This window comes from Saccharopolyspora sp. SCSIO 74807 (genome assembly GCF_037023755.1).
Lineage (GTDB): Bacteria > Actinomycetota > Actinomycetes > Mycobacteriales > Pseudonocardiaceae > Saccharopolyspora_C > Saccharopolyspora_C galaxeae.
Window position 1 is genome coordinate 4,087,276 of record NZ_CP146100.1, and the last position, 25,966, is coordinate 4,113,241.

The 25,966-nt window shown below is 70.2% G+C and carries 23 protein-coding genes and 1 riboswitch; of the genes, 13 read left to right on the forward strand and 10 right to left on the reverse strand.

Annotation, left to right across the window (positions count from 1 at the left end):
- Positions 1–27 precede the first annotated feature (27 nt).
- Positions 28–963: an alpha/beta hydrolase gene (locus V1457_RS18760; RefSeq protein WP_338595832.1), complete on the forward strand. Its 936-nt coding sequence runs from the start codon at positions 28–30 to the stop codon at positions 961–963.
- A gap of 51 nt (positions 964–1,014) precedes the next feature.
- Here V1457_RS18760 and V1457_RS18765 read toward each other — a convergent pair whose 3' ends face one another.
- Together V1457_RS18765 and V1457_RS18770 are read right to left on the reverse strand one after the other, a co-directional pair.
- Positions 1,015–1,677 carry a M15 family metallopeptidase gene (locus V1457_RS18765; RefSeq protein ID WP_200069555.1) on the reverse strand — a complete coding sequence of 221 codons (663 nt, stop codon included), beginning with the start codon at positions 1,675–1,677 and terminating at the stop codon, positions 1,015–1,017.
- A gap of 343 nt (positions 1,678–2,020) precedes the next feature.
- Positions 2,021–2,644: a TetR/AcrR family transcriptional regulator gene (locus V1457_RS18770; RefSeq protein ID WP_338595836.1), complete on the reverse strand. Its 624-nt coding sequence runs from the start codon at positions 2,642–2,644 to the stop codon at positions 2,021–2,023.
- Positions 2,645–2,834: 190 nt separating this feature from the next.
- Between V1457_RS18770 and V1457_RS18775 the strand changes: the two genes are divergently transcribed.
- The 3 genes from V1457_RS18775 to V1457_RS18785 are packed head-to-tail and all read left to right on the forward strand — an operon-like array spanning position 2,835 to position 4,409.
- Entirely contained in the window at positions 2,835–3,332 is a 498-nt protein-coding gene (locus V1457_RS18775; RefSeq protein ID WP_295140389.1) for a methylated-DNA--[protein]-cysteine S-methyltransferase, read from the forward strand.
- Positions 3,333–3,336: 4 nt separating this feature from the next.
- Positions 3,337–3,819 (forward strand): RNA polymerase sigma factor, encoded by a 483-nt coding sequence (locus V1457_RS18780; RefSeq protein WP_200069552.1) that lies wholly within the window; start codon positions 3,337–3,339, stop codon positions 3,817–3,819.
- Positions 3,816–4,409, forward strand: coding sequence for a methylated-DNA--[protein]-cysteine S-methyltransferase (locus V1457_RS18785; protein ID WP_338595840.1), 594 nt, complete (start codon positions 3,816–3,818; stop codon positions 4,407–4,409). The genes V1457_RS18780 and V1457_RS18785 overlap by 4 nt, the downstream gene beginning before the upstream one ends.
- Here the strand turns inward: V1457_RS18785 and V1457_RS18790 are convergent.
- A complete protein-coding gene (locus V1457_RS18790; RefSeq protein ID WP_200069550.1) occupies positions 4,343–4,633 on the reverse strand; it encodes a DUF2277 domain-containing protein in 291 nt (96 codons plus the stop codon). The two genes, V1457_RS18785 and V1457_RS18790, sit on opposite strands and share 67 nt — an antisense overlap.
- A gap of 198 nt (positions 4,634–4,831) precedes the next feature.
- On the opposite strand from V1457_RS18790, the gene V1457_RS18795 reads away from it, so the two are divergent.
- Complete coding sequence (locus V1457_RS18795) at positions 4,832–6,121, forward strand: HAMP domain-containing sensor histidine kinase (protein WP_338595842.1); 1,290 nt, start codon at positions 4,832–4,834, stop codon at positions 6,119–6,121.
- Positions 6,122–6,204: 83 nt separating this feature from the next.
- On the opposite strand, the gene V1457_RS18800 is transcribed toward V1457_RS18795, so the two are convergent.
- Together V1457_RS18800 and V1457_RS18805 are read right to left on the reverse strand one after the other, a co-directional pair.
- On the reverse strand, positions 6,205–7,236 hold the full coding sequence (locus tag V1457_RS18800) for a ferritin-like protein (RefSeq protein WP_338595844.1): 1,032 nt from the start codon (positions 7,234–7,236) through the stop codon (positions 6,205–6,207).
- A 610-nt stretch (positions 7,237–7,846) separates the two neighbouring features.
- The gene (locus V1457_RS18805) at positions 7,847–8,206 is read right to left on the reverse strand and encodes a hypothetical protein (protein WP_295140404.1); all 360 of its coding nucleotides are present in this window, start codon (positions 8,204–8,206) and stop codon (positions 7,847–7,849) included.
- A 120-nt stretch (positions 8,207–8,326) separates the two neighbouring features.
- On the opposite strand from V1457_RS18805, the gene V1457_RS18810 reads away from it, so the two are divergent.
- The 3 genes from V1457_RS18810 to V1457_RS18820 all read left to right on the forward strand — a co-directional run bounded on the left by V1457_RS18810 (position 8,327) and on the right by V1457_RS18820 (position 11,501).
- Complete coding sequence (locus V1457_RS18810; RefSeq protein ID WP_338595846.1) at positions 8,327–9,175, forward strand: glycerophosphodiester phosphodiesterase family protein; 849 nt, start codon at positions 8,327–8,329, stop codon at positions 9,173–9,175.
- A 112-nt stretch (positions 9,176–9,287) separates the two neighbouring features.
- Positions 9,288–10,706, forward strand: coding sequence for an MFS transporter (locus V1457_RS18815; RefSeq protein ID WP_338595849.1), 1,419 nt, complete (start codon positions 9,288–9,290; stop codon positions 10,704–10,706).
- 450 nt (positions 10,707–11,156) lie between these two features.
- Positions 11,157–11,501: an RNA polymerase-binding protein RbpA gene (locus V1457_RS18820; protein WP_200069545.1), complete on the forward strand. Its 345-nt coding sequence runs from the start codon at positions 11,157–11,159 to the stop codon at positions 11,499–11,501.
- A gap of 119 nt (positions 11,502–11,620) precedes the next feature.
- Here the strand turns inward: V1457_RS18820 and V1457_RS18825 are convergent, their stop codons facing one another.
- The 3 genes from V1457_RS18825 to V1457_RS18835 form a co-directional block, all read right to left on the reverse strand.
- The gene (locus tag V1457_RS18825) at positions 11,621–12,409 is read right to left on the reverse strand and encodes a polyprenol monophosphomannose synthase (RefSeq protein WP_295140370.1); all 789 of its coding nucleotides are present in this window, start codon (positions 12,407–12,409) and stop codon (positions 11,621–11,623) included.
- A 60-nt stretch (positions 12,410–12,469) separates the two neighbouring features.
- A complete protein-coding gene (gene lnt, locus V1457_RS18830; protein ID WP_338595853.1) occupies positions 12,470–14,191 on the reverse strand; it encodes an apolipoprotein N-acyltransferase in 1,722 nt (573 codons plus the stop codon).
- 128 nt (positions 14,192–14,319) lie between these two features.
- Positions 14,320–14,793, reverse strand: coding sequence for a hypothetical protein (locus V1457_RS18835; RefSeq protein WP_200069543.1), 474 nt, complete (start codon positions 14,791–14,793; stop codon positions 14,320–14,322).
- A gap of 199 nt (positions 14,794–14,992) precedes the next feature.
- Here V1457_RS18835 and V1457_RS18840 point away from each other — a divergent pair, with 199 nt between their 5' ends.
- Positions 14,993–15,418, forward strand: coding sequence for a MaoC family dehydratase (locus V1457_RS18840; RefSeq protein ID WP_200069542.1), 426 nt, complete (start codon positions 14,993–14,995; stop codon positions 15,416–15,418).
- A 267-nt stretch (positions 15,419–15,685) separates the two neighbouring features.
- On the opposite strand, the gene V1457_RS18850 is transcribed toward V1457_RS18840, so the two are convergent.
- Together V1457_RS18850 and V1457_RS18855 are read right to left on the reverse strand one after the other, a co-directional pair.
- Positions 15,686–16,363 carry a TetR family transcriptional regulator gene (locus V1457_RS18850; protein WP_338595859.1) on the reverse strand — a complete coding sequence of 226 codons (678 nt, stop codon included), beginning with the start codon at positions 16,361–16,363 and terminating at the stop codon, positions 15,686–15,688.
- A 690-nt stretch (positions 16,364–17,053) separates the two neighbouring features.
- The gene (locus V1457_RS18855; RefSeq protein WP_295140355.1) at positions 17,054–19,306 is read right to left on the reverse strand and encodes a terpene synthase family protein; all 2,253 of its coding nucleotides are present in this window, start codon (positions 19,304–19,306) and stop codon (positions 17,054–17,056) included.
- A gap of 1,485 nt (positions 19,307–20,791) precedes the next feature.
- On the opposite strand from V1457_RS18855, the gene V1457_RS18860 reads away from it, so the two are divergent.
- The 4 genes from V1457_RS18860 (at position 20,792) to V1457_RS18875 (ending at position 25,886) form a co-directional block, all read left to right on the forward strand.
- On the forward strand, positions 20,792–22,186 hold the full coding sequence (locus tag V1457_RS18860) for a class I SAM-dependent methyltransferase (protein ID WP_338595862.1): 1,395 nt from the start codon (positions 20,792–20,794) through the stop codon (positions 22,184–22,186).
- Between the two features lie 166 nt (positions 22,187–22,352).
- Positions 22,353–22,537, forward strand: a riboswitch (cobalamin riboswitch).
- 156 nt (positions 22,538–22,693) lie between these two features.
- A complete protein-coding gene (locus V1457_RS18865) occupies positions 22,694–23,536 on the forward strand; it encodes a hypothetical protein (protein ID WP_295140350.1) in 843 nt (280 codons plus the stop codon).
- Positions 23,533–24,639: a PLP-dependent cysteine synthase family protein gene (locus V1457_RS18870; RefSeq protein WP_307849966.1), complete on the forward strand. Its 1,107-nt coding sequence runs from the start codon at positions 23,533–23,535 to the stop codon at positions 24,637–24,639. Before V1457_RS18865 ends, V1457_RS18870 begins: the two co-directional genes overlap by 4 nt.
- The gene (locus V1457_RS18875) at positions 24,636–25,886 is read left to right on the forward strand and encodes an MFS transporter (protein ID WP_338595864.1); all 1,251 of its coding nucleotides are present in this window, start codon (positions 24,636–24,638) and stop codon (positions 25,884–25,886) included. Before V1457_RS18870 ends, V1457_RS18875 begins: the two co-directional genes overlap by 4 nt.
- Positions 25,887–25,966 lie beyond the last annotated feature (80 nt).

The window sequence follows — 25,966 nt, forward strand, 5'->3', positions numbered from 1 at the left end:
TCCGAACGGACAAGGGGAAGCGACAACATGGCGCTGGACAAGGCGACGGCGGATTTCCTGGCCCAAATGGCCGAAACCGGTGCTGCACCGATGCACACCCTTCAGCCGCAGGAGGCGCGGGAGATGTCCGCGGCGATGACGGACCTCAGCGGTCCCGGACCGCAACTGCACGAGGTTCGCGACACCGCGGTCTTCGCCGCGGACGGCGCGAAGATCGCGGTGCGCGTCCTGCGACCGGCCGAACGCAGTCGCGGTGTGCTGGTGTACCTGCACGGAGGCGGTTGGGTCATCGGGTCGATCGACCAGTTCGACACCCTCGGTCGCGTGCTGGCGCAGCGGACCGGGTGCACGGTCGTGCTGGTGGAATACCGGCTGGCGCCGGAGCACCGGTACCCGGTTGCGGTCGAGGATGCTTGGGCGGCGCTGCGCTGGAGCGCGCAGCACGTGGCGGAATTGACCGGTGGCGCGGGCGGTCCGCTCGTCGTGGCCGGAGACAGCGCGGGCGGCAACCTGGCGGCGGTGCTGGCCAACCGGGCGAAAACCGCCGGAGACCCCCAGATCGCCGCACAGGTCTTGGTTTACCCGGTCACCGATGCGGATCTGGACAACGCTTCCTACACCGATCCGGACAACCAGCTCATGCTCACCCGGGACACGATGGTCTGGTTCTGGGACCACTACGTGCCGGACATCGCGGCGCGCGCCGAGCCGGACGCTTCGCCGCTGCGGTGCGCGGATCTGGCGGGATCGCCTCCAGCGATCGTGCTCACCGCCGAGCACGACGTGCTGCGCGACGAAGGTGAGGCGTACGCGGAAAAGCTCCGCGCGGCGGGCGTTGCGGTGCAGTTGCGCCGGTTCTCCGGGCAGATGCACGGCTTCTTCCAGTTCGTCGGCTTCCTGCCCGGGGGCGCGACGGCCATCGACTACGTGACCGAGCAGCTCGAACCGCACTTGAACAAGTAGTTCCCCCGCCGGTCCGCGAGTCCTATCCGGAGGATCGAGGCGGAAAGCCGGTCACTCCAGCTCGAAGTGCTGGTAGTCCTTGGGATCGTGCCACGAGCCGCCCCAAGTCCAGCCCCTGTCGGTGAACACCCGCACGGCCGGGTCGCCTGCGTGGAACATCCCGGGATCGCGCCGGGTTCGGTCCAGGTACGGCCCGGCCGTCGCCGGCTGCACCAGTCCGTCCGAGCTCACGTACGGGTTGATGAGCGTGTTGATGTCCACCGCACGGCCGTAGGCGTGGTTGGACCAGTTGCCGCTGCCGCTGATCTCGCGGCAGTTGAACGCGGACGTGTTGTTGTCCCGCATGGACAGTTCATCGTCAGCGCCCGGGTAGTGCTCGGGCGTGCGCATCCGCTCGATGGGGAACCGCATCCGGTGCAGCTCCCGGAACGCGTCGATGGTCGGCCCGACCCGGTCCTGGTGCACCACGAGCTCTCCGATGTGGTCGCGGCCGTCCATGCCGACGTGCGTGAGCGTCAGCAGCCGCAACTGTTCCGGCGGCACGGGGCACCCGGGCCGCCAGCTCGGCCCCAGCCGCTGCGCGGTCACTTCCCCCACGCCGGCGGTGAAAGCCGGTTCCGGAGGCGGCGGCTGCGTGCCGCATTGGACGGTCATCGCCGCGACCGCCAGCGCGATGGCGCAGTCCCGGACGGAACTCCGGCGCAACCTTCCCATCACAGCTCCAAGAACCGGCTGTACGCGTCCCAGGTCCCAGTGTGCGCGCCACAATTCGGTCTCGCGACGCTCGCTGGTGTGATGAGCGGGGGAATTTTCGCCGGACACACCCGTTGCGTGTTGCGAGTGGACAGTCCCGGAGCGACGATCTGCCGATGCGGAAAGCGGATCGCTGGATCCGCCGCTGCGCCTGACCCCGAATCGGCGCGCACGCGGCCGCGACCGGCGCCGGAGACCCCGAACCGGCCGCCGACCCGCTTTCCTCTTGGGGGCGGAGGTGGGGGCCGGGAAATCCGGCCCCCACCTCCGGAATCCGACCTCGAGCTGTTGAAAATCGTTGCCGTCAAGCGGGATTCTGCGGCCGCACCCGCAGCCCGTCGAACGCCACCGCGACCACCGCCTCCGCCAGCTCCTCACCGCCGGAGCCGCCCTGCGGCCGGTACCACTCGATCAACGAGTTCACCATGCCGAACAGCAGGCGGCTGGTGGTCGCCGGATCGAGCTCCGGGCGCAGCTCGCCGTCGTGCACCGCCTCCGCCACCAGGTCGGTGACGAGCTGGTCGAACTCGCGCCGCCGCGCCAGCGCCGCCCGCTCCACCTTGGTGTTGCCCCGCACGCGCAACAGCAGCGTGACGAACGGCAGCCGCTCGACCAGCACCAGCACGCTGCCGCGGACCAGGTGCTCAAGCCGCGTCAGCGCGCTGCCCGGCAGTTCGCGCGCCTGCGCGGCGGCGGCGAACAGCCCGTCCAGCGCCCGGTCCACGGCCAGCCGCAGCAGTTCCTCCTTGCTGGGCACGTGGTGATAGATCGCGGATTTGCTGATGCCGAGCTTGCGGGAGAGGTCCTCCATGCTGGTCCCGTCGTACCCGCGTTCGTTGAACAGCTGCACCGCCACCGCCAGCAGGGACTCCAGGTCGTAGCCGGGCCTGCCGCGCTTGGCCGGGCGGGCTGGTGGTGCCGTCGTCATGGTCAGGAGTATTCCAGCCGGTCCTCGCCGTCCCCGGCGCCGTCGGCGGGCGCGGCCGCGCTGCGGACCGCCCAGCTCAGCGGTCAGCAGCCCGCAAGCCACACTGCGGTGGCCGGAACCGCCGCCCGGTCTCACGTTCCGGGCGCCCGAGACGTCTGCATAGTGGGGAAGCGACAGACAGGAGCCGACGATGAGCACCAAGCACACGCTGATCGACTCGCCGATGGGGGAGCTGCTGCTCGTCGCGGGCGACGACGGCCTCACGGCGCTGCACTACGCCGACGGCAGGCACGCCCCGGAAGAACTCGGCGAGCGCGGCACGACACTCGTGCTGGACGAGGCGCGCCGCCAGCTCGACGAATACTTCGCCAGAACGCGCACCGAGTTCGACCTGCCGCTGGCCCCGCGCGGCGAGCCGTTCCAGCTGAAGGTGTGGGAGCTGCTGCGGCAAATCCCGTACGGCGCGACCCGCAGCTACGGCGAGCTGGCCCGGATGCTCGGTGACGTGAACTACGCGCAAGCCGTGGGTGCGGCCAACGGCCGCAACCCGATATCGGTGATCGTGCCGTGCCACCGCGTGATCGGCGCGGACGGCACCCTCACCGGCTACGCGGGAGGACTGGAGCGCAAGCGCTACCTGCTGGCGTTGGAGGAACCGGCGCCTGCGGACGCGGGCAGGCTGTTCTGATCCGATGCGGCCGTTCGAGCAGGTGGTGAGCGAGCACGGCGCGGTCGTGCTGCGGGTGTGCCGGGCCGTCCTCGGCCCTGCCGACGCCGAGGACGCCTGGTCGGAGACGTTCCTCGCGGCGCTGCGGGCCTACCCGCGGCTGGACGCCGACGCGGACGTGCGCGCCTGGCTGGTCACGATCGCGCACCGCAAGGCCATCGACGCGCTGCGCGCGCGGGCACGGCGTCCGGTCAGCGTCGAGCACGTGCCGGAACGGCCAAGCACGCAAGGAATTCCGCGCGACCCCGACCCGGAGCTGTGGCACGCGCTGCGGGACCTGCCGGACCGGCAACGGCAGGCCGTCGCCTACCACCACCTGGCCGGGCTGCCCTACCGCGAGGTCGCCGCGATCATCGGCGGCAACGCGGACGCCGCCCGCCGCGCCGCCGCGGACGGCATCGCGAAGCTGCGCAGCAATTACCCGGTCGCGGAAGGAGAAGCGCCATGACCGCACCGTTCGCAACACCGCCGGAGGTCCCGCAGCGGCTCCGCGCGCAGCTGGCCGCGCGAGCCGAGCGCGAAGGCGTCCTGGACATCGCCTACCGCACGCTGGACACCCCGGTCGGGCCGCTGCTGCTCGCCGCGACCGAGCAAGGACTGCTTCGGGTCGCCTACGCGAGTGAAGGCCATGCGGCGGTGCTCGAGTCGCTGGCCGAAACCGTGAGCCCGCGGGTGCTGTCCGCGCCGCAGCGGCTGGAGGCGGCCAGCGGGCAGCTCGACGAGTACTTCGCCGGACGGCGGCGCCGGTTCGAACTGCCGCTGGACCTGCGGCTGGCCAACGGTTTCCGGCGGGCGGTGCTCACCCACCTGCCGGAGATCGGTTACGGCGAGACGGCCAGCTACGCCCGGGTCGCCGCCGCAGCAGGCAGCCCCAAGGCGGTGCGCGCGGTCGGCACCGCCTGCGCGCGCAACCCGTTGCCGGTCGTCGTGCCGTGCCACCGGGTGGTGCGCTCGGACGGTTCGTTCGGCGGTTACCTCGGCGGGCCGGAGGCGAAGCGCTCGCTGCTGGCGTTGGAAGCGGGCTCGACCGGTTCCTGAGCGGGTCGGCTTCCGCGCGAACCGCGCACTTCCAGGCTTTCCAGCAGCTCGGCGGTGGCCGCGGTGATCGTCTCGACCGCTTTGTCGAACGCCGCCGCGTTGTGCGCGGCCGGTTTGCGGAACCCGGAGACCTTCCGGACGTATTGCAGCGCTGCCGCCTGCACGTCCTGCTCGGTCAGCTGCTCGACGAACGGCGGGCGGAGAGTTCTGATGCTTCGGCACATGCTCACATCGTCCCGCCGACGACCGACACCGGCGCGTGAACTCGTTGCCTTGCGCCGAGCAACGTGCCGATCCGCCCACCAGGCGACACGCCACCGGCTGCCGCGGTGCGGGCGGCGGCTCCGGTAAGAAGGCCCCGAGCGTCGGGCCCCGGCGATCGAGCACCACGAGCGGGATGTCGCCCCGGGAGAGGCAGGACCGTGCGTAGACGCATCGTGACCCTCACGGTGCTGGCCGCAGTGCTGGCCACCGTGCTGTTCGGCCTTCCGCTGGCGGTGGGCGCCGAGCGGTACTTCGCCGAAGACGCGCGTGCCGAGCTGCAGCAGGCCGCCGAGTCCGCCGCGCTCTCCGCGGCCGACGAGCTGTTCGGGCACCAGCAGCCGCTGACGCTGCCCGACGCGGGCGAGCAGACCAGGGTCGCGCTGTACTCGCCGGACGGGCGCCTCCAGGTCGGGGAGGGGCCGGCGCTCGCAGACCGTGCGGTGCGCGCGGCCGCCGGCGACGGCCGGCTGATCAACGGCTCCGACGAGGATTCGCTGGTGGTGGCGGTACCGGTGGCCGACCGGGGCAAGGTGGTCGGAGTCGTGCGCGCGGTGACCTCCGATCGCGAAGTGCTGCTGCGCACGGTGCTGACCTGGTTGACCATGGCCGGCCTGGCGCTGTTCGCGGTGCTCGTGGCCTGGCTGGTTTCGCACGTCATCGCGGGCAAGTTGTCCCGGCCGCTGGAGGAGCTTTCCGGTGCCGCTCGACGGCTCGGCGACGGCGACTTCTCGGTGCGCCCGGCACCCGCCGGCGTGCCGGAGATCGACTCGGTCGCGACTTCGATGGGCACCACGGCGCAACGGCTGGGCCAGCTGGTCGCCCGCGAACGGGCCTTCTCCGCGAACGCCTCGCACCAGCTGCGCACGCCGCTGGCCGGGTTGCGGCTGCAACTGGAACTCGCGCTCGACGATCCCGAGCAGGACCCCGATGCCGCGCTGCGATCGAGCGTGGAAGCCGCCGACCGGCTGGAACGCACCATCGACGATCTGCTGTTGCTGGCCAGGGCCGGTGGTCCGGTGACCGCGCCTGCGGATGTGCCGGACCTGCTCGCCGAACTGCGCGAAGGCTGGAACGGGCTGCTGACCGCGCAGGGCAGGCGGCTCGAAGTGCACGCAGGCGGCACCGTCCGGCCGAACGCTTCGGTCGCGACGCTGCGGCAGGTGCTCACCGTCCTGCTGGACAACGCCACGACGCACGGTGCGGGCACCGTGACGATGACCGCGCGAGACGCCGACGGCGCGCTCGCCATCGACGTCGCCGACGAGGGCCGCGGCGTCCCGCCCGGCAGGGATCCGTTCGTGCAGCGCGGTGAGTCCTCGGGGCACGGCATCGGATTGGCCTTGGCGCGCGGGCTGGCGGAAGCCGCGGGCGGACGACTGCGGCTGAGCCGGGCGACGCCGCCGATGTTCACCTTGCTGCTGCCGGTGGCCGATGAGCAGCCAGGTTGATGCGTCCCGCGACCCCGAACGGCGCTACTCCGGAAGCGATCTCGCAGCAGCGGTCCGACACCTGAGCGCTGGCCCTTCCGCGTTCAGGAGACCGGTCGGAAATCCGGGCCGTAGGTGTAGGAACCGCCGCGGTAGGGCTGGTGCATCAACTCCTGCGCAGGCTGCTGGAGACGCCGCATCGCGGCGATGGCATCGGGCAGCGCCTGCTCGTTGCCGCTCCACGCCTGTTCGAGTTGGTCGAGGACCTCCGCGTAGGTGCGGCCGAACGCCCGCAGCGGCCGCTGCACCTCCTCCGGCAGTGGCTCCGGCCAGCCGCCGCCGGGCAGCTGGGCCATCGGGTACACGTCGACTTGCCACTCCGGGAACGGCACCTCGGCGCCCGCCCAAGCCCACTCGTCGCCCGGGCCGATCCGCACCAGCCGCCTGCCGTGCGCGAGTTCGCCGAACCGGTAGTAGTGCGCCAGCTCGTCGCCATACAGGGGGTTGGTCGCGGTGCCCTCGCCTTCTTCCTTGACCTGTTCCAGCAGGTCGATCGCCAGCTCAGTGGTGTGCACGATCGGCAGTGCGTGCCCGCCGAAGGAGATCTCGCGCTGGTTCTCCGGCCGGAACGTTCCGGTGTAGTGCCGGAAGTTCTCGATGAGGGCCTCGTAGAACAGCCCGACCGTGTCGTAGTCGCGGGCGAGCGGGTCCTCGGGGCGTTCGATGCCCATGAAGACGTCGCCGACGGATCCCCTGGTCAGCCCCTGCAGATGCACCACCAGGCCCGGAACGATCCCGCGTGGCAGCGGCCCCGGGTAGGTCGGCGCCCGGCCGCGCAGCCGGGGCCGTCCGCCGACGGCGACCAGCAGGTTGTTCACCACCGCGAGGTGGAACATCTCGTCGAGTGCGATGTGCCGCAGCGTTTCCGCCGCCACCGCCGAGGACGGATCCTCCGGAGCCTTGATCGACCACAGGGCGCACAGGTAGGGCGGGATGGTGGACATTTCCAGCTCCACGGCGGCCTGCAATGCGCCGCGCAGCCATTCGTCGTTCCGTTCGGCGGTGGGCACGGCGAGCAGCTCGCTGATGGAGGAATCCGCGTAGGGCGGTGTCCCGGTGTCGGTACCAGTGGTCATCGGTGCTCGGACCTTTCGCGTAGTGACGCACCGCGCGCGGTTGCGGACCGAGAAGGACTGGTCCTCGGTGCCGCTTCCCGCGCAGTTCTTCCCAGTGCTGTCCGAATCGGCCGGTGAGCCGGTGGTGCTCGCCCGTCGCGGTACTGCTGCCCGGGAAGTTTCCGCGCCGCCGCTGCTCGGCGGTGAGTGCCTTTCGGCGGGTCGGTGGCGGGCCGACGGTTCGGTCAGTGCCTCCAGATTGGCCCTGACGATCATCCCCGCGCAAGGGCGAATACCGCAAAGAGTGGATCTTCGGATCGATGCGCACTCTGAGTGCTCATTCGTCCATGTCCGAGCAATTCGACAACCGGAAATGATGAGCGGTTCGTCGCACGTCCGTGGAGTCCGGATAATGCGTCGCGTTCGACGGTTTCCGTCCCGAGCCGCCTTGATGCGCAATTCAACAACGAATCTTCCGGCGGCGCATTTCGACCGTCACCGCGGATGTGGCGCCTTCGCCGGGGCGTCGCTGCGGCCACAACGAGCAGGTACCGGCCGTGCGATCGAGCTGGTGCGCGAGATCGGCAGGCGAGCCGAGGGACACCGTGCTCGGCCCGGATCCCGTTCCGCCTCAGCGAATCCGTTCGAGTTCGGTGGCCACCGCGACGACCTGCGCGGCCATCTTGCGAAGTTCCTCGGCATCCGCGCCGTCCTCCGCGGCGGTGCCCACGTCCTCGGCGGCGCAGCGCAACTGGAACAACCGGTCCTGCAGATCCGCGACCTCACCCGCCGAGAGCACCACCGCATCCTCCGGCAGACCGGTGCGCTGCACCGCCCCCCGGCGTTCGTAGGCCCGCTGGCGGCACGACTGCGTGCAGTACAACCGGGGCCTGCCCTGCCGTCCGGCCGAAGCGATCCGGCGGCCGCACCACGCGCAGTGCCGGTCTTGGCGTCCGGACGGACGCCGGGCGGATGGATCCTTCGCGGACAGGCTCTCCACGGCGCGTAACGGTAACCCCGCCGGATGGCGGTCGGTCCGATGCCACGCCGGTGCGGGTTCTCCGAGATCCACGTCGTCGGGCAGAGTGGGAGCGCTGCGATCGCCCGCCCCATGGTTCGTGAAAGGACTCGAGTCCCAGTGACCCACCCGTTCCTGCACGGTCCTTGGCCACGCGCTTTCGCGCACCGGGGCTGGCACCTCGGTGATCTGGACGGCATGGAGAACTCGCTGAGCGCGTTCCGCCGCGCCGTCGCCGAGGGCTACCGCTACATCGAGACGGACGTGCACGCCACCGCCGACGAGGTCGTGGTGATCTCGCACGACCCGAGCCTGGACCGCACCACCGACGGCCGCGGCACGATCCGCAGGCTGCCGTGGTCGGCGGTCGGCGCGGCCCGCGTGGGCGGTCGCGAGCCGGTGGCGCGGCTGGACGACGTGCTGGAGGAGTTGCCCGAGGCGCTGCTCAACGTCGACGTCAAGCACGACTCCGCGGTGCGTCCGGTGCTGGAGGTGCTGCGGCGGCACGACGCCTGGAACCGCGTGTGCCTGGCCGCGTTCGACGACCGCCGGTTGCGCGAGCTGCGGCGGCTCGGTGATGAGCGGCTGCTTACCTCGATGGGGCAGCGCACCGCCGCGACGTTGTGGAGCGCTTCGCGCTACGGCGGCTGGGGGCTGCGATCGAGGGTCGCCGGATGGGCCGCGCAGGTGCCGCCGCGGCACGGCTCGCTGCGAGTGGTGGACCCGCGGTTCGTGCGGCTGGCGCACCGCTGGGGACTGGAGGTGCACGCTTGGACGGTCGACGAGCCCGCGCGGATGCGCGAACTGCTGGATCTCGGCGTCGACGGCCTGGTCACCGACCGGCCGGAGCTGCTGCGGGACGTGCTGCGCGAACGTCTCGGCGCCGACTGGGACGCGAGCGCCTCGACCAGGCAGCCGCGCTCCGCTCCGGATCAGCCGTGACCTGCTGCGACGCCGTGCGCTGATCATGACCGGCGCACCGCGGGCCGAGCCTGATCGGCGGCCGATACAGTCCCCGTTACCCCCAAACGAGTGAGCACTTGGACGGAGAGGCATGAGCGTGCTGGGCGGTCTCGCGCCGGACACCGCGGGCCGGCGCCGCGAGCAGCGGGGATGGTGCTGGTACGACTGGGCCAACTCGGTGTTCCCGACGTCGGTGACCACGGTGTTCCTCTCGCTGTACCTGACGGGCGTGGCAACCGAGTCCGCTACCGCCGACCTCGCCCGCAACGGCCCCGGTGCGTGCCCCGGCGGCAACTCGCTGGTGCACTGCGACGTCTCGGTGCTGGGGCTGGTGTTCCCGGCAGGTTCGCTGTGGGGCTACCTGCTGTCGGCGGCCACCGTCGTGCAGGTCCTGGTGCTGCCGATCACCGGCGCCATCGCCGACCGCACCCGCGGCAAGCGCACCATGCTCGCCGGTTTCGCCTTCGGCGGGGCGTTGGCGACCTCCCTGCTCGGGCTGGTCGGCAGTTCGAACTGGCGGCTGGGCATCGTGCTGTTCATCGCCGCGAACATCTGCTTCGGCGCCTCGGTGGTCGTCTACTACTCGTTCCTGCCGGAGATCGCGAGCACCGAGGAGCGCGACCGGGTCTCCTCGCGTGGCTGGGCGTTCGGCTACCTCGGGGGTGGCTGCGCGCTCGGCCTGCACCTGCTGCTCTACCTCGGGCACGACGCGATCGGGCTCAGCGAGAGCGCGGCGGTTCGGTGGATCTTCGTCTCCGCCGGTGTCTGGTGGGCGGTGTTCACCCTGCTGCCGCTGGCCGCGCTGCGCGGCCGGCCGGTGCACGGCAACGACGAGCCGACCGGCGATGAGCGCGGCGTCGCGGTGATCACCGCCGGGTTCCGGCAGCTGGCCGGGACGTTGCGCCAGGCGCGGGCGTTCCCGCTCACGCTGGCGTTCCTCGGCTCCTACATGATCTACACCGACGGCATCGCCACGGTCACCCAGGTCTCGGCCCAGTACGGTGATCTCGAGTTGCGGCTGCCGCAGGAGTCGCTGATCATCACTTTCCTGATCGTGCAGTTCATCGCGTTCATCGGCGGCGTCCTGCACGGCGTGCTGGCGAGTCGGATCGGGGCGAAGAAGACCATCCTGGTGAGCCTGGTGGTGTGGATCGTCGTGCTGGCCGCGGCCTACTTCGTGCAGTCCGGTCAGCAGTTCCAGTTCTACGGGCTGGCGGTCGGCATCGGTCTCGTGCTCGGCGGCACCAACGCGCTGTCGCGCTCGCTGTTCAGCCAGATGGTGCCGGAGGGCAAGGAGGCCGAGTATTTCTCCCTCTACGAGGTCGGTGAGCGGTCCACGTCCTGGCTCGGTCCGCTGGTCTTCGCCGGCGTCGGCCAGGCCACCGGCTCGTTCCGGCTGGCGATCGTCTCGTTGGTGGTGTTCTTCGCGGTCGGGCTCGTGCTGGTGTCGCTGGTGCCGGTGCGCCGGGCCATCGAGGCGGTCGGCAACACGGCTCCGGAACGGTTGTGAACCGCCCCTGAACTACTCGTCAGGTTCCGCCATGTCGGTGATGCGCTCGGTTATCGTCATCGGCAACATCGGAATATGCCAGTACGGAGTGTCGCGAGCACACTGCCGAGGGGGTGGCTACATAACGTGATCAAGGCGGCGGGGCTCGTGTCGGAGCGGCACGTGATCTCGCCCCCAATCCCTGGAACAGAGTGCTGGTTAAGTTGCCCTAAGTGATAGCTGCTCTGGCACTATCACCCGTTCAGATCGACCTCTAGGTTGCGCGAGGGATAACACGTCGCGAACGCGGCCCGATGGATCTCTAGAGGGGACGATCTCGTTGACGAGTGAATAACGTCACCGACCGCGACATGGATCCCTGCGCCGGGAACAGGCAGCGGGACGTCCGTCGTTGCACTCGGTGAGCACAACCCGTCCGGACCTGCGCCGGGCCGAAGGAAAGGAACCGTCATGGCCGATCGCGTTCTGCGTGGCAGCCGGCTCGGAGCGGTCAGCTACGAGACCGACCGCAATCACGACCTCGCACCGCGCCGGACGGTGCGCTATGCCTGCTCCAAGGACCACGAGTTCGAGGTGCCGTTCTCCGACGACGCCGAGATCCCGCCGACTTGGGAGTGCCGCCTGCACGGCACCGAGTCGAAGATCATCGATGGTTCGGAGCCCGAGCAGAAGAAGGCCAAACCGCCGCGCACCCACTGGGACATGCTGCTGGAGCGCCGCAGCATTCCGGAACTGGAAGAACTGCTCAACGAGCGGCTGGAAGTGCTGCGGGGTCGGCGCAGCCACTCCGCCTGAGCAGCACTAGCTGCGCCCGCGATGCCGCGGGCGAGCACATCGAGCGCCTGGGTCAAGCCCCGTGCGGGGGTGCCCAGGCGTTTTCGTGCGCTGTGCGGTCCGCGCCGCGGTGGCACCGATCAGCGTTGCGGGTTGAACAGCTCGTAGAGCTGGGCGGCACGGCGGCGCACGCCCCAGCGGGTCACCCGGAGCAGGGCTTCGCGCACGATGTCGCCGCTCATCTTGGAGTCGCCGAATTCGCGGTCGCTGAAGGTGATCGGAACTTCCACGATGACGTACCCGGCTTCCACGGCGCGCAGCGTCAGGTCGACCTGGAAGCAATAGCCCTGCGAGGCGACGTCCTCCAGCGGAAGCGCGGCCAGCACGTCCCTGCGGTAGACGCGGAAGCCGGCGGTGCTGTCGTTGACCGGCACGCCCAGCGCGTGCTTCGAGTAGATGTTCGCGCCACGCGAGAGCCACTGGCGTTGCCAGGTCCAATTCAGCACGCGCCCCCCGGTGACGTAGCGGGAGCCGATCACCACGTCGGCGCCCGCCCCGTCCGCACCGAGCATCGCCAGCAGCCTGGGCAGGTCCTCCGGGGCGTGTGAGCCATCCGCGTCCATCTCCACCACGGCCGCGTAGTCGCGGTCCAGCGCCCAGTGGAAACCGGCGACGTAGGCGGCGCCGAGGCCGGACTTTCCCGCGCGGTGCAGCACGTGCACCCGCTCGTCGGAGGCCGAGAGTCGTTCGGCGAGGTCGCCGGTGCCGTCGGGGCTGCCGTCATCGACGACCAGTACGTGCGCCGTTGGCAGTGCCGCGTGCAGGCGCTGCACGATCGGCTCCAGGTTTTCCCGCTCGTTGTACGTGGGGACAACCACGAGGGTCGTGCCGGGCACTCCCTTCCCATCCGGGGCGTGCCGGTTCGTCATCCGCTCCTCCTCGAGGTCACGCGCGTCCCCCAGGGACCGCTCGCGTGACCGGTGTGCCAGTCAGTTCTCGTCGTCGCCGCGGCCCGGCCGCGCAATGTCACTGCGGCTGGGCCGCGGATCGTCACTGTGGTCGGGCGGCGCATCGTCACTGCGGCCGGGCTGCGCCTCGTCGTCGCCGCTGGGGTGCGCATCGTCACCGCCGCCGGGCTGCGCGTTGGCGCTGCGGCGGCGACGCAGGCCGGTGGCTACCAGCGCACCCGCTCCGAGCAGGGACAGAACCCACCCGGGGGCGCCGCCGAGCGAGGTCGCCATGGTGCGCTCGGTGCGCAACGGCACCTCGCCGCTGACGTTCTGCGCGGTGAACTGGCCGGTCCGGTCGGCGATCACGCCGTCGGGCCGGATGATCGCGCTGACGCCGCTGGTCGCCGGAACCACTACGGCCCGCCCGGTCTCCACCGCGCGCAACCGGGACATGGCCAGGTGGTGCCAGCTCATCTCGGAATGCCCGTACCAGGCGTTGTTCGTCGGAACCGCCAGCAGCGTGGCGCCCTGCCGTGCCGCTCCGGTGAACACGTCGTCGTAGGCCACGTCGTAGCACAGCCCCACGCCGAGCCGGACCGGTCCGGAATCCAGCACGCCCGGCCCGGCACCGGGGACCATGTCCTGCTGGAAGCGATCCACGAACGGGCTGACCAGGCGGGCCACCGAGCGCATCGGGATGGTCTCGGCGAACGGGACGAGGTGCTGCTTGGCGTACTCCGCGCCCGCGCCGCTGCCCGGGTCGAACTGCACGATGCGGTTGCGGAACGAGCCGTCCCGATCCACCGCGAACCCGCCGGCGACGACGGGCACGCCCAGCTGGTCGGTGATCCGGCTCAGCTCGGGGTCGTAGCGGGTAGGTCCCCAGTTGCCGACCTGTTCCGGCAGCAGCACGAGATCGGGGCGGGCGACGCGCCCGGTCTGCACGTCGGCGATGAGCTGCCGGGCACCACGGATGTGGTTGTCGTGCAGCGTGTCGTCGGCGTAGAGCAGATCCAGGCCGATGTTCGGCGCGTTGCCCTGCACCAGCGCCACTCGCGCCGTCCCGGCCTGCGGCTGGGTGCCGACCGTCGGCCACAGCGACATGCCGGCGATCACCGGCACGAGCACGGCCGCCACGGGGGCGATGAGCCGCTTGCGCGTGTCGCGTGCCCGCAGCACCAGCTCGGCCAATCCGCAGCCGACGAGCGCGACCGCGAACGTCACCAGCGCCGCTCCGCCTACCGAGGCCAGTGGCAGAAGCCCACCGGTGGGCTGGGTGAACGCGAGCCGTCCCCACGGGAATCCACCGAACGGCAAGCTGCCGCGCAGGGACTCGGCCAGCACGAACACCGCCGCCATCCACACCGCCGAACCCGGCAGCCTGCTCACCAGCGCCATCCCGGCACCGGCGAGTCCGAAGAACGCGGCTTCCACCAGGACCACGCCCAGCCACGGCCACGGGCCGAACTGGGCACCGAGGAAGTCCTGGATCCAGCCCAGCAGCGGCAGCATGTAGGCGGCGCCGAACAGCACCCCGTGGCCGAACCCGGCGCGGCCGCGGCGACCGTGCACCGTCCCGGCGAACAGCGCGAACGCCAGCGGCGCCAGCCACCAGAGGTCTCGCGGCGGGTTCGCGGCGTAGAGGGCGATGCCGGAAGCGACCGAAACCCCCGTCCGCACCCAGCCTGCGGCGCCCGGAATGCGGAGTCGGCGGGAGTGCCCCTCGTCGCGGGTCTGCGAGGTCACCGTGGGGGCACTCACCCGATCAACTCTCTCGGTGCTGCGGCCGGCGGAACCGGTGGTCGGACTGTCGCGATGCGCGGCGCCGCCGGGCGCCCGCACCTGTCAAATGTACGCCGCGGCACGCTCCGCCCCGGTCGGCCGGTCACTCACCCACCTGCCGGTTCGCCGGTGAAGCGCTTGAGCACGGTCGTCGCGCGGGCGCGCCCCGGCCAGAGCACGACGCGGTAGGCGTCCTCGTCGAACGCTGCGAACCCTTCGCTGTAGACGCGGACGCGGTAGGTACCGGCGGGCAGGTCGAACCGCGCCGCACCGCACTGGCTCTCCGAACCGCCGAGCACCAGGATCCGCCCGCTGTCGACGTCCACGCTGGTTTCCGCGACGTGATCCCAGCCGTCGAGGTCGTCGGCGGGGGCGTGCGCGCTGATCTCCACCACGACCGGCACCCGCCGGCGGCGCGCGGTCCCCACGCTGACCACCCCGTCGCGGCTGGAGATCCGGTCCCGTTGCAGGTCGTTCGCGGTGTCGTCGATACCCGCCAAGTCATAGCCCGCGTGCGAGTCGCGTACCTCGAAGCTGTTGTGACCGGCGAAAAGCGCGATCCGACGCAGATTCCCGTTCAAGTCCACTTCCGGTCCCCCAGTTTCGATCTCGGCGGTGTCGATCGTGCCCCCGGCGCAGTTCTAGCAGCCATGATCGGCACCGGTGCGGGATTACACCGGGTCGCGCGACGTGCTCGCCCGAACATGACCCGTATGCGCCACCGCAAGGACTACCGGGCAGGGTTCCGGGGTGAACGAGTGACGATCGGGAGGAACGGCGATGGGTTCAAGCTGGCCGCAGGGGGCGCCCGAGGTGGGCGCCAGCGCAGAGCTCTCGCGGGAGGTCACCGACCGCGATATCGAACGGTTCACCGAAATCAGCGGGGATCGCAATCCGCTGCACTACGACGAGCAGGCCGCGGCGGCCACCAGGTTCGGCGGCATCGTGGTGCAGGGCGGGGTGACCAGCGCGATCCTCAACGCGGTCGTGGCCGAAGAACTGCCCGGCCCCGGATCGGTGTTCCTGAACACCCGCTTCGACTTCCAGGCACCGGTGCGTCCCGGAGACCGGATCACCGGCCGGGTCGAGATCACCGAAGTCCGCGAGGACAAGCCGATCACGCACCTGGACGTGTCGGTCACCCGCGACGACGGAACGGTGGCACTGAGCGGCACCGCCGTCTGCTACACGATGCCGATGTCCTGAGCTCGGCTGCACGCTGATGCTTTCAGCCGGGTCGGGTCAGCGGGCTGCGGGCCGCTGCCGTGCGTGCGGTGAGCGCACCGGCCGCCCGTTAACCGTGCGCCTCGATGGCGCCGCAGGGCGGACGTCGGCCGCTTCGCGCACGATTCGTGCTGTTCTTCGACGGGCTCGGGGCGAGCAGCGTGACGTCGTCTCGCTGATCGAACACCTCGGGCGCGAGCAGCACGCATTGTCCGGATCCGCAGCACTTGCGCTCGTCTGCGGTGACTTTCACGCGTGCTCTCCGTCGCCGGCCCGGGAACGGGGTGCGCTGACCGGAGCCAGCCACAATCCGGTGATCGCATCGATCAGCCCGGTCGCCGCCTCGTACCAGGTGGCGCGGGGAGTGGCGGTGCCCTCGTCGAGCGCGCGCTCGCGTTCGGCAGGGATGTGCACCATCAGCTGCCGGACCATGTCGAACCGCTCCGCTCGCACGTCCGCGGGCATGTCGGGCAGGCAGCGGTTCAGCCCCGCGAGGGCCCGGTGTAGCGACGGTGCGCCGAGCGACTCCTCGACCATGATCGAACGGAAGCCCGGATCGGTCATCACCTGCGCGCAGAACCGGGAGTACCAGGCGGGCACGTCCAGGTCGGCGAGGTGTTCGGTGGTCGGGCGGACCATGCAGGCCACCCAGTCCCGGACTTCGGTGGACTCGCCCACCGACTCGACCAGGCCCAGCCGCCGCTGTTCGATGTCGTCGTTGTGCCTGCGCACGATCGCGCGCACCAGGTCCGTCTTGGTGCCGAAGTGGTAGCCCACCGCGGCGTTGTTGCCCTGCCCGGCCGCCTCGCTGACCTGGCGATTGGAAACCGCGAACAGGCCGTGTTCGGCGAACAGCCGCTCGGCCGCGGACAGGATCCGCTCCCTGGTCGCGTCGGCGCGTTCGGCACGGGCGGTCTTGCGGGTCATGGTCACCACCGAATCGGTACTTCCTGCGATCCGCCGCCGGCAGGTCGATCGTGGCCCGCCGCCGGCAACTCCAACGATGGCAGCCGCCGCGGCGGCGCCTTGCGCGCCATCTGCGGCTCGACCACCGCTCGGTCCGGCAGGAGTGCGCGGCGGTCGCGAACTTCGGCGCGCCTTCGGCATCCGAGCTCACGACGACTCCTCCGGAGACGACTGGGGTGACCAGTTAACTCGTACCGATGTCGATAAGTCAAACGACTGATTTAATGCAATTCGGGCGTCGCCGACAGAGCCGTGAGCGAGCGTTTCCCGCACGCGCGCGTACGGACGCACGCGTACGGACACAGTCGCCCGATGAGGCTGGTGAGCGGGCGCGAAAGGACGCCGCAGCAATCGGCACGTCGTGGTGCTGGGAGAGCGCACTGGCTTGATGACGTCTTCGTGCTCCCGGGCCCGGTCGCGACGGGTGCGCGCCGATCGCCGCACGACCGGGCCCGGTTCAACGTCCGCAGTCGGGTTCGGCAAAGACCGCCGAGATCACTTCGCAGAGCGGGTCGGGAAAATCGCGAAGATCAACGGCCGATGCCGGTACTTCTGATCAACCTCCGATGGCTGGTCGATGTGTCCGGTCCGATGAGAGAGCGGGAAGTCCGGTCGCGACGCTGTGGTTTGACGACGACGCGGAGCGGCTCGTCAGCCCGCAGCGGTGCCGAGTTCGGCGGCGATTCGCGCTGCCGAGGTGCCCAGTCCGGTGGGCCCGCCGAGCACCGTGGCTGCGGCGACCGGTGCCGCTGCCGGCTGGTGCCGCAAAGCTGATTCCACATACCGATGACACCCGGCGTGCCATACGAGGATCCCGGACATCCAGTTCTGCAGCTCTTCGACGTAGCCCAGCAGGGCATCCCGCGCGTCCTGGTCGAGTTCGTGCTGCTCGAACAACGTCGGCAATTCCTCGGCCACCACGTGCTGGAACTGGCTCATCCGGGCGTTCATCAAATCCACGACGACGCCCACCGCACGCTCCCGATCGCAGTCCAGGAAGTTCTGCACCACCAGAATCCCGTTGTGCAGTTCGCCTTCGAACTCGATCTCCTTCTGGAAGGAGAACACGTCGTTGAGCAGGCAGGCGTAGTCGGCGGCCGAGTTCTCGATGGCCTGGATCGTGCGTGTCCGGTAGATCTCCGGTGGCACGGCCCACCCGTGCGAAATCCGGCAGAGGCTCATCGTGAGGTCCGAGCCGAAGGTCCGGCGGCGCATCTCGACGTAGTCGACCGGGTCCGGAATTCGGTTCTGCAGCTGGTTGCCGAGTTCCCAGAGCCAGCTGTCGATCATCACCTCGATGGCCCGGCGGAACGTGCGGCGGGCCGCCAGATCCATCTCGGCCGTGGTGCGCACCCACAGATCGCTCAGGGCTCGTTCCAGAGCATTGGCGGGCAGCGGGGGAGGGGTGTCGTCCACCGGCATGAACGACCGCAACCGCTCGGTGCAGGCTTTCGCGCCTGCGAAGTCGCCGGTGCGCCCGAAGATCACCGGGTAGTAGTCGTCGCCGTAGGTGCCCCAGCTCAGCCAGTCGGTGCTGAGGTCCAGTTCCTCGGCCGCGCCGTCCGGGTGGATGCCGGAGGCGCACAACGACAGATCGAAGTCGCGGATCATGCGCTCGTCCCACACCACCCCGTCCAACATGCCCATGCGGTGCGCCCACTCGACGGTGTGCTCGCGGGAGTGCTCCCGGTTGGGATTCGAGCGCGCGGTGAACGGCATGTGCATGTTCTGCGGTGGTGTCGGGCCGACTCGCTCGTAGGGCACGTGCTGGAAGCTGCGCGCCCGCTGCGGCGCCGTCTGCGCCAGGGACACCGCGATCCGTGCCGCCGAGGTTCCCAGTCCGGTCGGCCCGCCCAGGACCTGCCCGTCAGCCGTGGGGTCGGTACCAGGCACCGGGTCCTCGCGGGTGTCCTCGTTCATGTAGCGGCTGGAGCGCATGTGCCACTCGTGTCCGCCGGATTGCCAGTCCTGCAGCCCTTTGACGTAGGCGAACACCCCGGCGCGGGAGCCCGGATCGACGGCGTGCTCCTCGAACAGCGCGGGCACCTCGGTGAACGCGGTGTGCTCGAACTGGTGCAGCCGGGACGTGAGCAGGTCGTTGACCGCGTCCGCGGCCTGCTGCGTCGAGCAGTCCAGGAATCGCTCGAAGACCAGCACGCCGTTGGACAGCTCGCCTTCGTCGAGCACTTCCCGCTCGTAGGAGAACAGGTCGTTGCGCAGGTGCACCGCGTCGGCGAAGGTGTCGCGCAGGACCTCCATCGGCCGGGTCGCGGCGATCTCGGCAGGCACCTCCGCGTTCACCGCGTGCTCGACCAGGTTCGCCGACCACGGGGCGCCGCCGACCTTGCGCCGCATTTCGACGTATTCGATCGGGTTGGACAGCCGGTCCCGGCTGATGTTGGCCAGTTCCCACAGCGACTCGTCGAGCAGGTTGCGGGTGCTCTCGGCGAACCGGCGCCGCCAGTCCGCGGAGCGGGCCGGGACGGTGCGGCTCCACAGGTCCGCGAGGCCGAGTTCCACGGGGTTGCGCGGTTCTTCGGTGATCGCGCCGTCCACCGGCATGAACAGGGCGAGCCGATCGAGGTGCTCGCGGGCCGCCGCGATGTCCGGGGTCCGCTTGTACAGCTCCAGGAAGTGGTCGTCGAAGTAGAAGACCCACACGTACCAGTCGGTGACCAGGTCGAGCGCTTCGCCGTCGGCGTCCGGGTGGGTGTAGGCGCACAGCAGCGCGTAGTCGTGCGAGTCGAAGTCCTGCTCGTCCCAGATCGGGACGCCCTGCTGCGGGACGTCGATCATGTCCATCTCGTATGCCCAGGTCTTGCTGTGCCGCCGGGCGCGCTGCAGGTGCGGGTTCAGCCTCGCCGGATGAGCCATGTAGAACTCGGGCAGCTGGAACGGTTGCACGTGCGCACCTGTCCTTCCTCCGCCGCACCGGGCGGTTTCGACCTGCCGGTCGGTTCGGTTCGGGTTCGGCCCAGGCGAGGGGTCCGTTCGACGGTGCCCCGGCTGGGTCGTAGGTCGGCGTGGGTGGTCGTGCCCCTGCGGGGCGCAGCTTGGAGATGATCTCGCGTCAGGCAGGCAACCAGAACTCGATCGGGTGGCCAAGAGCTCCGCGGGAGGTGCACTCGAACGGGAGGTCCGCGGTCGCTCGCATGGAGCAGCGGCCGCTGTCGCAGCGTGTTCCGTGCGGTGGTCGACCGCTGCGGCTACAGGGCTGAATGGGTGTGCTCCTCGCGGTGGCTCTGGGCTGCTCCGGATGGCAGGGATCGACAGCCGCATCGCTGCACCTGTTCCTCGGAGGTCCGGCGGCCGTCTTGCGCCGGCTCGAAGCTCCTGGCGGTGCCGGCGACGTGCCGGGGCTTCCCCCAACGTGATCGAGCGGAAGCTGCAGTCGGCTCCGGATCGTCGGCGAAGGCGAGCCCAGGCGGTCGGGATCGTGCCGATCCCGGAAAGTCCGGGCCGGTGCGTGCGGCTGGTTCGGGGCGTGCGCATGTCCGCTTCTCCTGTCGGCGTCCTCTGTCCACGATGGACAATGAATCCGGTGCCGCATCGGCGGAGACGTCGCGAGGACGATCGGCCGGTGGTGGCCCGGAAGGAGGTCGCGGCAGGCGGTGCGTGCTGGAGCGAAGGCCCTGTCGCCCGGATGTTCCTCAACTCTTGTGTGCACCACGCACATCGCGGAATCTCGTTGTGCCGCAACGGATTGTCCGGAGGTGAACTCCACGAACAGCCGAAGAGGCGGATTGTTCCCGAAGGATGCGATGCCGTGGTGATCGCTCGAGATCCATGTTGGCAGCGTCGTGGGTGGATGGGCAAGCAAGATCGTGGAGAGCACTCCAACGAGGGATGCTCGATTCCTGATCCCAATTCGTCGATCCGCAAACCATGACCGTCCGTGATCTCGCTTCCTCGACGGATCGCTCAAGGCGGGCAGGGAGAATTACGCGTTCGGATGTCGCCGCGGCCGGGCTCGCTGATCCATGATGGAGCGTGGGCAGACCGCCGCGGGACTGCCTCGTTCCCCCGGAGCCGGCCGCGTCGGCCCGCCGGAACACCACTGGCCCGGCCGCGGTGCTCGCGTAAGGCATCCGCAGCACCGGACGTACCGGGCCGGTGGGCCGGGACCGTGCGATTCGTCGACGACCGGACCTCGGAGTGCTCGCCGTCGCGCACCATCCCTGTCCGGATCCCTTGCACGGCAACGGAAATCCTCATCGACCGACCTGGGCGACGACGCCCGGCGGTTCGCCCTCCGCGGACGGTGCGGTACCGGCGTGTCCGGCGCAGTGCGTCCAGCAGCGCAGCTGAGAGCACCGAATCGCACCGCGCCGCAACGAAATCTACGCGATGCCAAGGCGGCACCGGCGACAGCAGGAAGGAGTCGAGGCGATGCGCACGGGCGAGCAACGGGACGAGGCACTGCTACCGATGCAACGAGGCGGCCGCCGGCTTTGCGGCTTGCGCGCCGCGCTGACCGACGACGACCCGACGCGGGCCGATCCCGCGTTCGCCCGGCTCGTCCGGGAACTGTTCGACCCTGCCTCGGCGGGGCCGGTGGACGTGGTCGGGCTGACCGGAGTGATCACCGGACGGCCGCATCCCAACCGCGCGCGGGTGGCCTTGCTGCTCGGGTTGCTCGCCGGCGAGGACCGCGCCCGCCCGCACTTCGCCGAGCAGGTGCGCGATGCCGTCCGCGGGGATTTGGAAGCGCACCTTTCGGTGCTGTTGTCGGCCGAAACCGAGCCGGCCCTGCGCGCCGCACTGCTGCATCTGCTCGCGCACCTTCCGGAGGAACGAAGCGGCATCCTGCCCGCCGTCTGCCGGTGCGCGGACGAGGAGGACATCAGCAGGGTGCGCCGGTGCCTGACCGCGCCGAGACCGGGCGAGCCGGGCTCGGTGGCCGGGCTGGGCCGCGCGTGGCCGTCGCCGGTGCACTGGCGTCCCGCTCCCGAGCGGCCTCCGGAACGTCCGCGCGGACCCGCGGAGCTGACCGAACTGTGGCGATCGGAAACTATGGCGCTGCTCGCGTACTTGGGGGCGCGGGCCGAACACGAGATCCACCACGCGGTGGGATGGCCGGACCTCGCCGGTTTTTCGGTGCCGCTGCCCGAGACCGACGTCCGTTGCGCTTACCGCGAGTTGCTGGAGCACGACCCGATAGTGGCCGAGCACTACGAGGACGTCGTCCGACCCGCGGTGCGGAACCTGCTGGGCGGCAACTGGGAAGACTTGGTGACCACTCGGGACGAAGACGCTTACCTGCGGCGCAACCTGCGGGCCGCGCCCGGGCCGGTGCTCGATCTGGCGTGCGGCACCGGCCGCTGGACTCGGGTGCTGGCCGAGCAGTTCGGCCCGGACCGGGTGGTCGGACTGGACCTGTCCCGGGTCGCGCTCGATGCGGCCGGATCGGCGGTACCGGGCGCGCGGTTCACCGAGGGAGACGCCAGGGCGCTGCCGTTCCCGGACGGCTACCTGGGCGCGGTGAACTGCTCGGACGCGCTGCACCTGCTGCCGGACGTCGAGCAGGTCGTCGCCGAGGTCGCACGCTGCCTGCACCCGGCGGGGACGTTCACGGTGAGCAGTTTCCGATGGGCGCAGCGTCCGTTCCAACGGTGGCTGCAACGGCGGCACGAGCAGGTTTTCGGGATCCGCTCGTTCGATCCCGCACGGCTTTCCGCGGTGCTGACCGCGGCCGGGCTGGACATCGTGGATTCCAGCGGTCCCGGCTCGTTCCTGTTCCTGACCGCCCGCAGGAGGCGCGATCCGAACAGACCGTTGCGCTGATCCCGGTGGCGCACAGCCGTGGCGGTTCCGCCGCCGCGGTGCTCGTCACCTCGCAGGCACATCCGCAACGCGCTGGTCAGCGCGTTCTGCACGCGTCGTTGAAAATCGCTGCCGGAAAGTCCGGTGCGTGATCGTGCGCACCACGGGCCTTGACAGCGCACCCGTGTGCTGCGAACTTCTCAGGCGTTCAGACGACGGTGCGTAGGAAGCCGGTGCGAGTCCGGCGCGGTCCCGCCACTGTGAGTGGGGAGCCGGTCTCCACCGACGCCACCGCCGGAATTCCGGTGGGAAGGCCGGAGACGCGGCGCTGATCCACGAGCCAGGACACTGGCGCCGTCGTGCGAGATTCGCTCGGGGTCGCGGAGCCCCGGAGGAGGTTTTCAGGTGCTCCTGCTCGGTGCAGCGTGCCGGTTCAGCGCTTTTCCCACCGATCACCGCGTGCGGTCTCGCGAATTCAGCTCGTCCTGAGCTGATCCGGCCATTTCCTTTTGCAGCCCGGGGAGACACGTGCCTGCTGCCGTCACGCCGAACACCTCATTCCTGGACGCAGTGGTCCAGCGCGCCCTCGACGGCGAGTTCGCCGTCGCCGCCGGAACGGACCCGTCCGAGGCGCACGCCGCCGTCGGGTTCCTGACCGTGCAGGCGGCCAAGCACACCGGCCGCAGCACGGGCTACGTCAACACCGTGGTCAGCGTCCGGGTGGGCGCCGCGGTGGGATCTTGCGCCGTCGAGCCGGGAGCGGTCGATGAGAAGGTCGTCCAGGACGCCGTGGGGCGCAGCGTCCGCGAATTGCTGGCGCACCCGGAACCTGCCGTCCGCGTGGCCGCGCTGGACGCTTACTTGGCATTCGCCGCGCCGCACGCGACGGATCCGCGTGCGCGTCAAGTCGTGGTTCCCGCTGGGAGTTCGCTGGAGAAGTCGATGGCGCGCGCTCGCGCCGTCGCCGCGCTGACCCGGGTTCCGGACGGTGGCCGGGTCGCGGTCATCGGCGTGGTGAATTCGTTGCTCTCGGCGTTGCGGGAACGCGGTATCGACTACGTGCCCTGCGATCTCAAAGGCGGCCGGACCGAATGGGGCGAACCGGTCGTGGACGACTACGCGCGGGCGGTGGCGGACGCCGATGCCGTGGTCGCATCCGGAATGGTGCTGGGCAATGGGACTTTCGACGACATAGCCGATCGCTGCCTGCGCCGGAACCTGCCGCTGACGATGTTCGCGCAGACCGGAGCGGCCGTGCTGCGCGAACTGCTCGGCGCTCCGGTGCAGGCGTTGTCGGCGGAGCCGTATCCGTTCTTCTGGCTCACCGGTGATTCCAGCACGCTCTACAGCTACGAGGTGGGGCGGACGTGACCGTGACGGGAGCTCCGGTGGCCCCGAGGTGCGAGTCCGCGATCGATCTCATCGGCAACACGCCGATGCTTCGGGTGCGCACACCGATTTCGTTCGCACACCCGGGTTTTTGGGCGAAGCTGGAGGGAACGGCGCCCGGCGGCATGAAGGCCAGGGCGGCGCGCTCGATGCTTGCGGGCGCACGCAGTCGCGGCGAGCTGGCGCCTGGCGGCACCGTGGTCGAGTCCACGAGCGGCACGCTCGGCATCGGGCTGGCTTGCGTCGGCTCGGCCATGGGGCACCCGGTCGTGATCGTGGCGGACGACGAACTCGACGACATGACTCGCGCGTTGCTGCGCGCCCACGGCGTCCGGTTGGAGCTGGTGCGCGAGCCACATCCGCGCGGCGGCTGGCAGCGCGCCCGGCTGGACCGGGTGCGGGAGCTGATGCGCACGTTGCCGGATCCGTACTGGCCGGACCAGTACAACAACCCGGACAACGTCACCGGCTACCACGAGCTCGGCCATGAGCTGCTGGATCAGCTCGGTGACGTGGACGCGGTGGTGTGCAGCGTCGGCACCGGCGGGCACAGCGCCGGAATCGCGCAGGTGCTGCGCACGCACCGACCGGACGCACGGGTCGTCGGGGTGGATGCGGCCGGTTCCACGGTCTTCGGCGACCCCGCCGCGAAACGGCTGATGCGCGGGCTGGGCAGCAGCATCCACCCGGACAACGTCGACTACGGCGTGTTCGACGAGGTGCATTGGGTGGGCGCCGCGGAGGCGGTGCACGGCTGCCGCACGCTGGCCGCGGACGCGTTCGTGACCGGTGGCTGGAGCACCGGCGCGGTCGCGCTGGTGGCGTCCTGGTGTGCGCGGGAGCTGGATTCCGACCGGGTCGCGGCGGTGTTCCCGGATGGTCCGCACCGCTACTGGCACACGATTTACGACGATGATTTCCGCGCCGAGCACGGGTTGACCGGCTCGGCGGTGGCACCGCAGGACGTGGACTCGTCCGATGTGGACGGTCCGGTTGGATGGAGGAGGTCGCACCGAGTGGTGGATCCGTGTACCCGGCGAGCGGCACGGTCGGAGTGCCCGGTCTGCGGGCAGGAGCGGTCATGAACAGGGCCGCGTTCGCCAGGTTGTCCCCGGCGGCGAAGCTGCTGGTGATCAACCAGTTCGGCATCAACGTCGGCTTCTACATGCTGATGCCGTTCCTGGCCTCGTACATGAGCGACCGGCTCGGTTACGGCGCCGCGGTGGTCGGGCTGGTGCTCGGCGTCCGCAACCTCAGCCAGCAGGGCATGTTCCTGCTCGGCGGCACGGCGGCGGACCGGCTGGGCTGCCGTCCGATGATCATCGCGGGTTGTGCGCTGCGGATCGTCTCGTTCGGCCTGTTCGCGGTGTTCACCTCGCTGCCCGGGTTGTTCGCGGCGGCGATCCTGACCGGGCTGGCCGGTGCGCTGTTCAACCCGGCGGTGCGCACCTACCTGATGCACGAGTCGGGGGAGCGCCGCGCCGAGGTCTTCGCCGTGTTCAACGTGTTCCAGCACGCGGGCACGCTGGTCGGGCCGCTGCTGGGCGCGTTGTTGCTGACGGTGGACTTCCGGCTGATCGCGCTCGTGGCGTGCGTGGCGTTCGCGGTGCTGACCGCGGCGCAGCTGTTCGTGCTGCCGCACCGGGAGGTCGAGAAGCAGCAGCAGAGCGTGCTCGGCAGCTGGCGCGAGGTCGTGCTCAACCGCCGGTTCGTGGCGTTCACGCTGTCGCTGTCGGCGTACTTCGCGCTCTACAACCAGCTGTACCTGACCTTGCCGCTGGAGGCGCAGCGCGTTTCCGGGTTCTCGCAGTCGGTCGCGGTGGTGTTCGGGATCTCCACGCTGATCGGCGTGTTCGGGCAGGTGCGGATCACCGAGTGGTGCCGCGGGCGGTGGAGTTCGGGCCGCTCGATCGTCATCGGCTTGTGCTGCATGGGCGGCTCTTTCGTGCCGGTTTCGCTGGCTGCGCCGATGCTGCCGGAGCACGCCGGGCCGGTGGTGGCGTTCGTGCCGGTCGTGGTGGCCACCGTGTTGTTCACGGTCGGTCAGGCGATGACGAACCCGTTCGCGATGGAACTGCTGCCGCAGTTGGGCAGCGAGCGGCTGACCGGTACCTACTACGGCTTCTACTACCTGGTCTCCAGCTTGGCCGCGGCCGGCGTGAGCTGGATGGCCGGAGCGCTGCTCGACGAGTTCGCCGCACCGGCGGGACGGTGGGTGCCGTGGCTGGCGTTGCTGCTGGTCGGTTTGGCGGGCGCCGCAGGCACCGCCGCGATGGAGCGTCGTGGGTCGCTCGCACCGGCTCGGAGCGAGGAACAGCCCGCTACGACCTGAGTCCCGCTGACGACCTGAGCACTGCGCTGCTCGGCGGACGTGCGCGGCCGATGATCGGCCGAACCGGTTCGCGTCCGCCG

What these genes read in the sequence shown, in the direction of transcription:
- V1457_RS18760 (WP_338595832.1), top strand. Translation starts at nt 28, where the DNA reads ATGGCGCTGGACAAGGCGACGGCGGATTTCCTGGCCCAAATGGCCGAA.
- V1457_RS18765 (WP_200069555.1), bottom strand. Translation starts at nt 1,677, where the DNA reads ATGGGAAGGTTGCGCCGGAGTTCCGTCCGGGACTGCGCCATCGCGCTG.
- V1457_RS18770 (WP_338595836.1), bottom strand. Translation starts at nt 2,644, where the DNA reads ATGACGACGGCACCACCAGCCCGCCCGGCCAAGCGCGGCAGGCCCGGC.
- V1457_RS18775 (WP_295140389.1), top strand. Translation starts at nt 2,835, where the DNA reads ATGAGCACCAAGCACACGCTGATCGACTCGCCGATGGGGGAGCTGCTG.
- V1457_RS18780 (WP_200069552.1), top strand. Translation starts at nt 3,337, where the DNA reads ATGCGGCCGTTCGAGCAGGTGGTGAGCGAGCACGGCGCGGTCGTGCTG.
- V1457_RS18785 (WP_338595840.1), top strand. Translation starts at nt 3,816, where the DNA reads ATGACCGCACCGTTCGCAACACCGCCGGAGGTCCCGCAGCGGCTCCGC.
- V1457_RS18790 (WP_200069550.1), bottom strand. Translation starts at nt 4,633, where the DNA reads ATGTGCCGAAGCATCAGAACTCTCCGCCCGCCGTTCGTCGAGCAGCTG.
- V1457_RS18800 (WP_338595844.1), bottom strand. Translation starts at nt 7,236, where the DNA reads ATGACCACTGGTACCGACACCGGGACACCGCCCTACGCGGATTCCTCC.
- V1457_RS18810 (WP_338595846.1), top strand. Translation starts at nt 8,327, where the DNA reads ATGGTTCGTGAAAGGACTCGAGTCCCAGTGACCCACCCGTTCCTGCAC.
- V1457_RS18815 (WP_338595849.1), top strand. Translation starts at nt 9,288, where the DNA reads ATGAGCGTGCTGGGCGGTCTCGCGCCGGACACCGCGGGCCGGCGCCGC.
- V1457_RS18820 (WP_200069545.1), top strand. Translation starts at nt 11,157, where the DNA reads ATGGCCGATCGCGTTCTGCGTGGCAGCCGGCTCGGAGCGGTCAGCTAC.
- V1457_RS18825 (WP_295140370.1), bottom strand. Translation starts at nt 12,409, where the DNA reads ATGACGAACCGGCACGCCCCGGATGGGAAGGGAGTGCCCGGCACGACC.
- V1457_RS18840 (WP_200069542.1), top strand. Translation starts at nt 14,993, where the DNA reads ATGGGTTCAAGCTGGCCGCAGGGGGCGCCCGAGGTGGGCGCCAGCGCA.
- V1457_RS18850 (WP_338595859.1), bottom strand. Translation starts at nt 16,363, where the DNA reads ATGACCCGCAAGACCGCCCGTGCCGAACGCGCCGACGCGACCAGGGAG.
- V1457_RS18860 (WP_338595862.1), top strand. Translation starts at nt 20,792, where the DNA reads ATGCGCACGGGCGAGCAACGGGACGAGGCACTGCTACCGATGCAACGA.
- V1457_RS18875 (WP_338595864.1), top strand. Translation starts at nt 24,636, where the DNA reads ATGAACAGGGCCGCGTTCGCCAGGTTGTCCCCGGCGGCGAAGCTGCTG.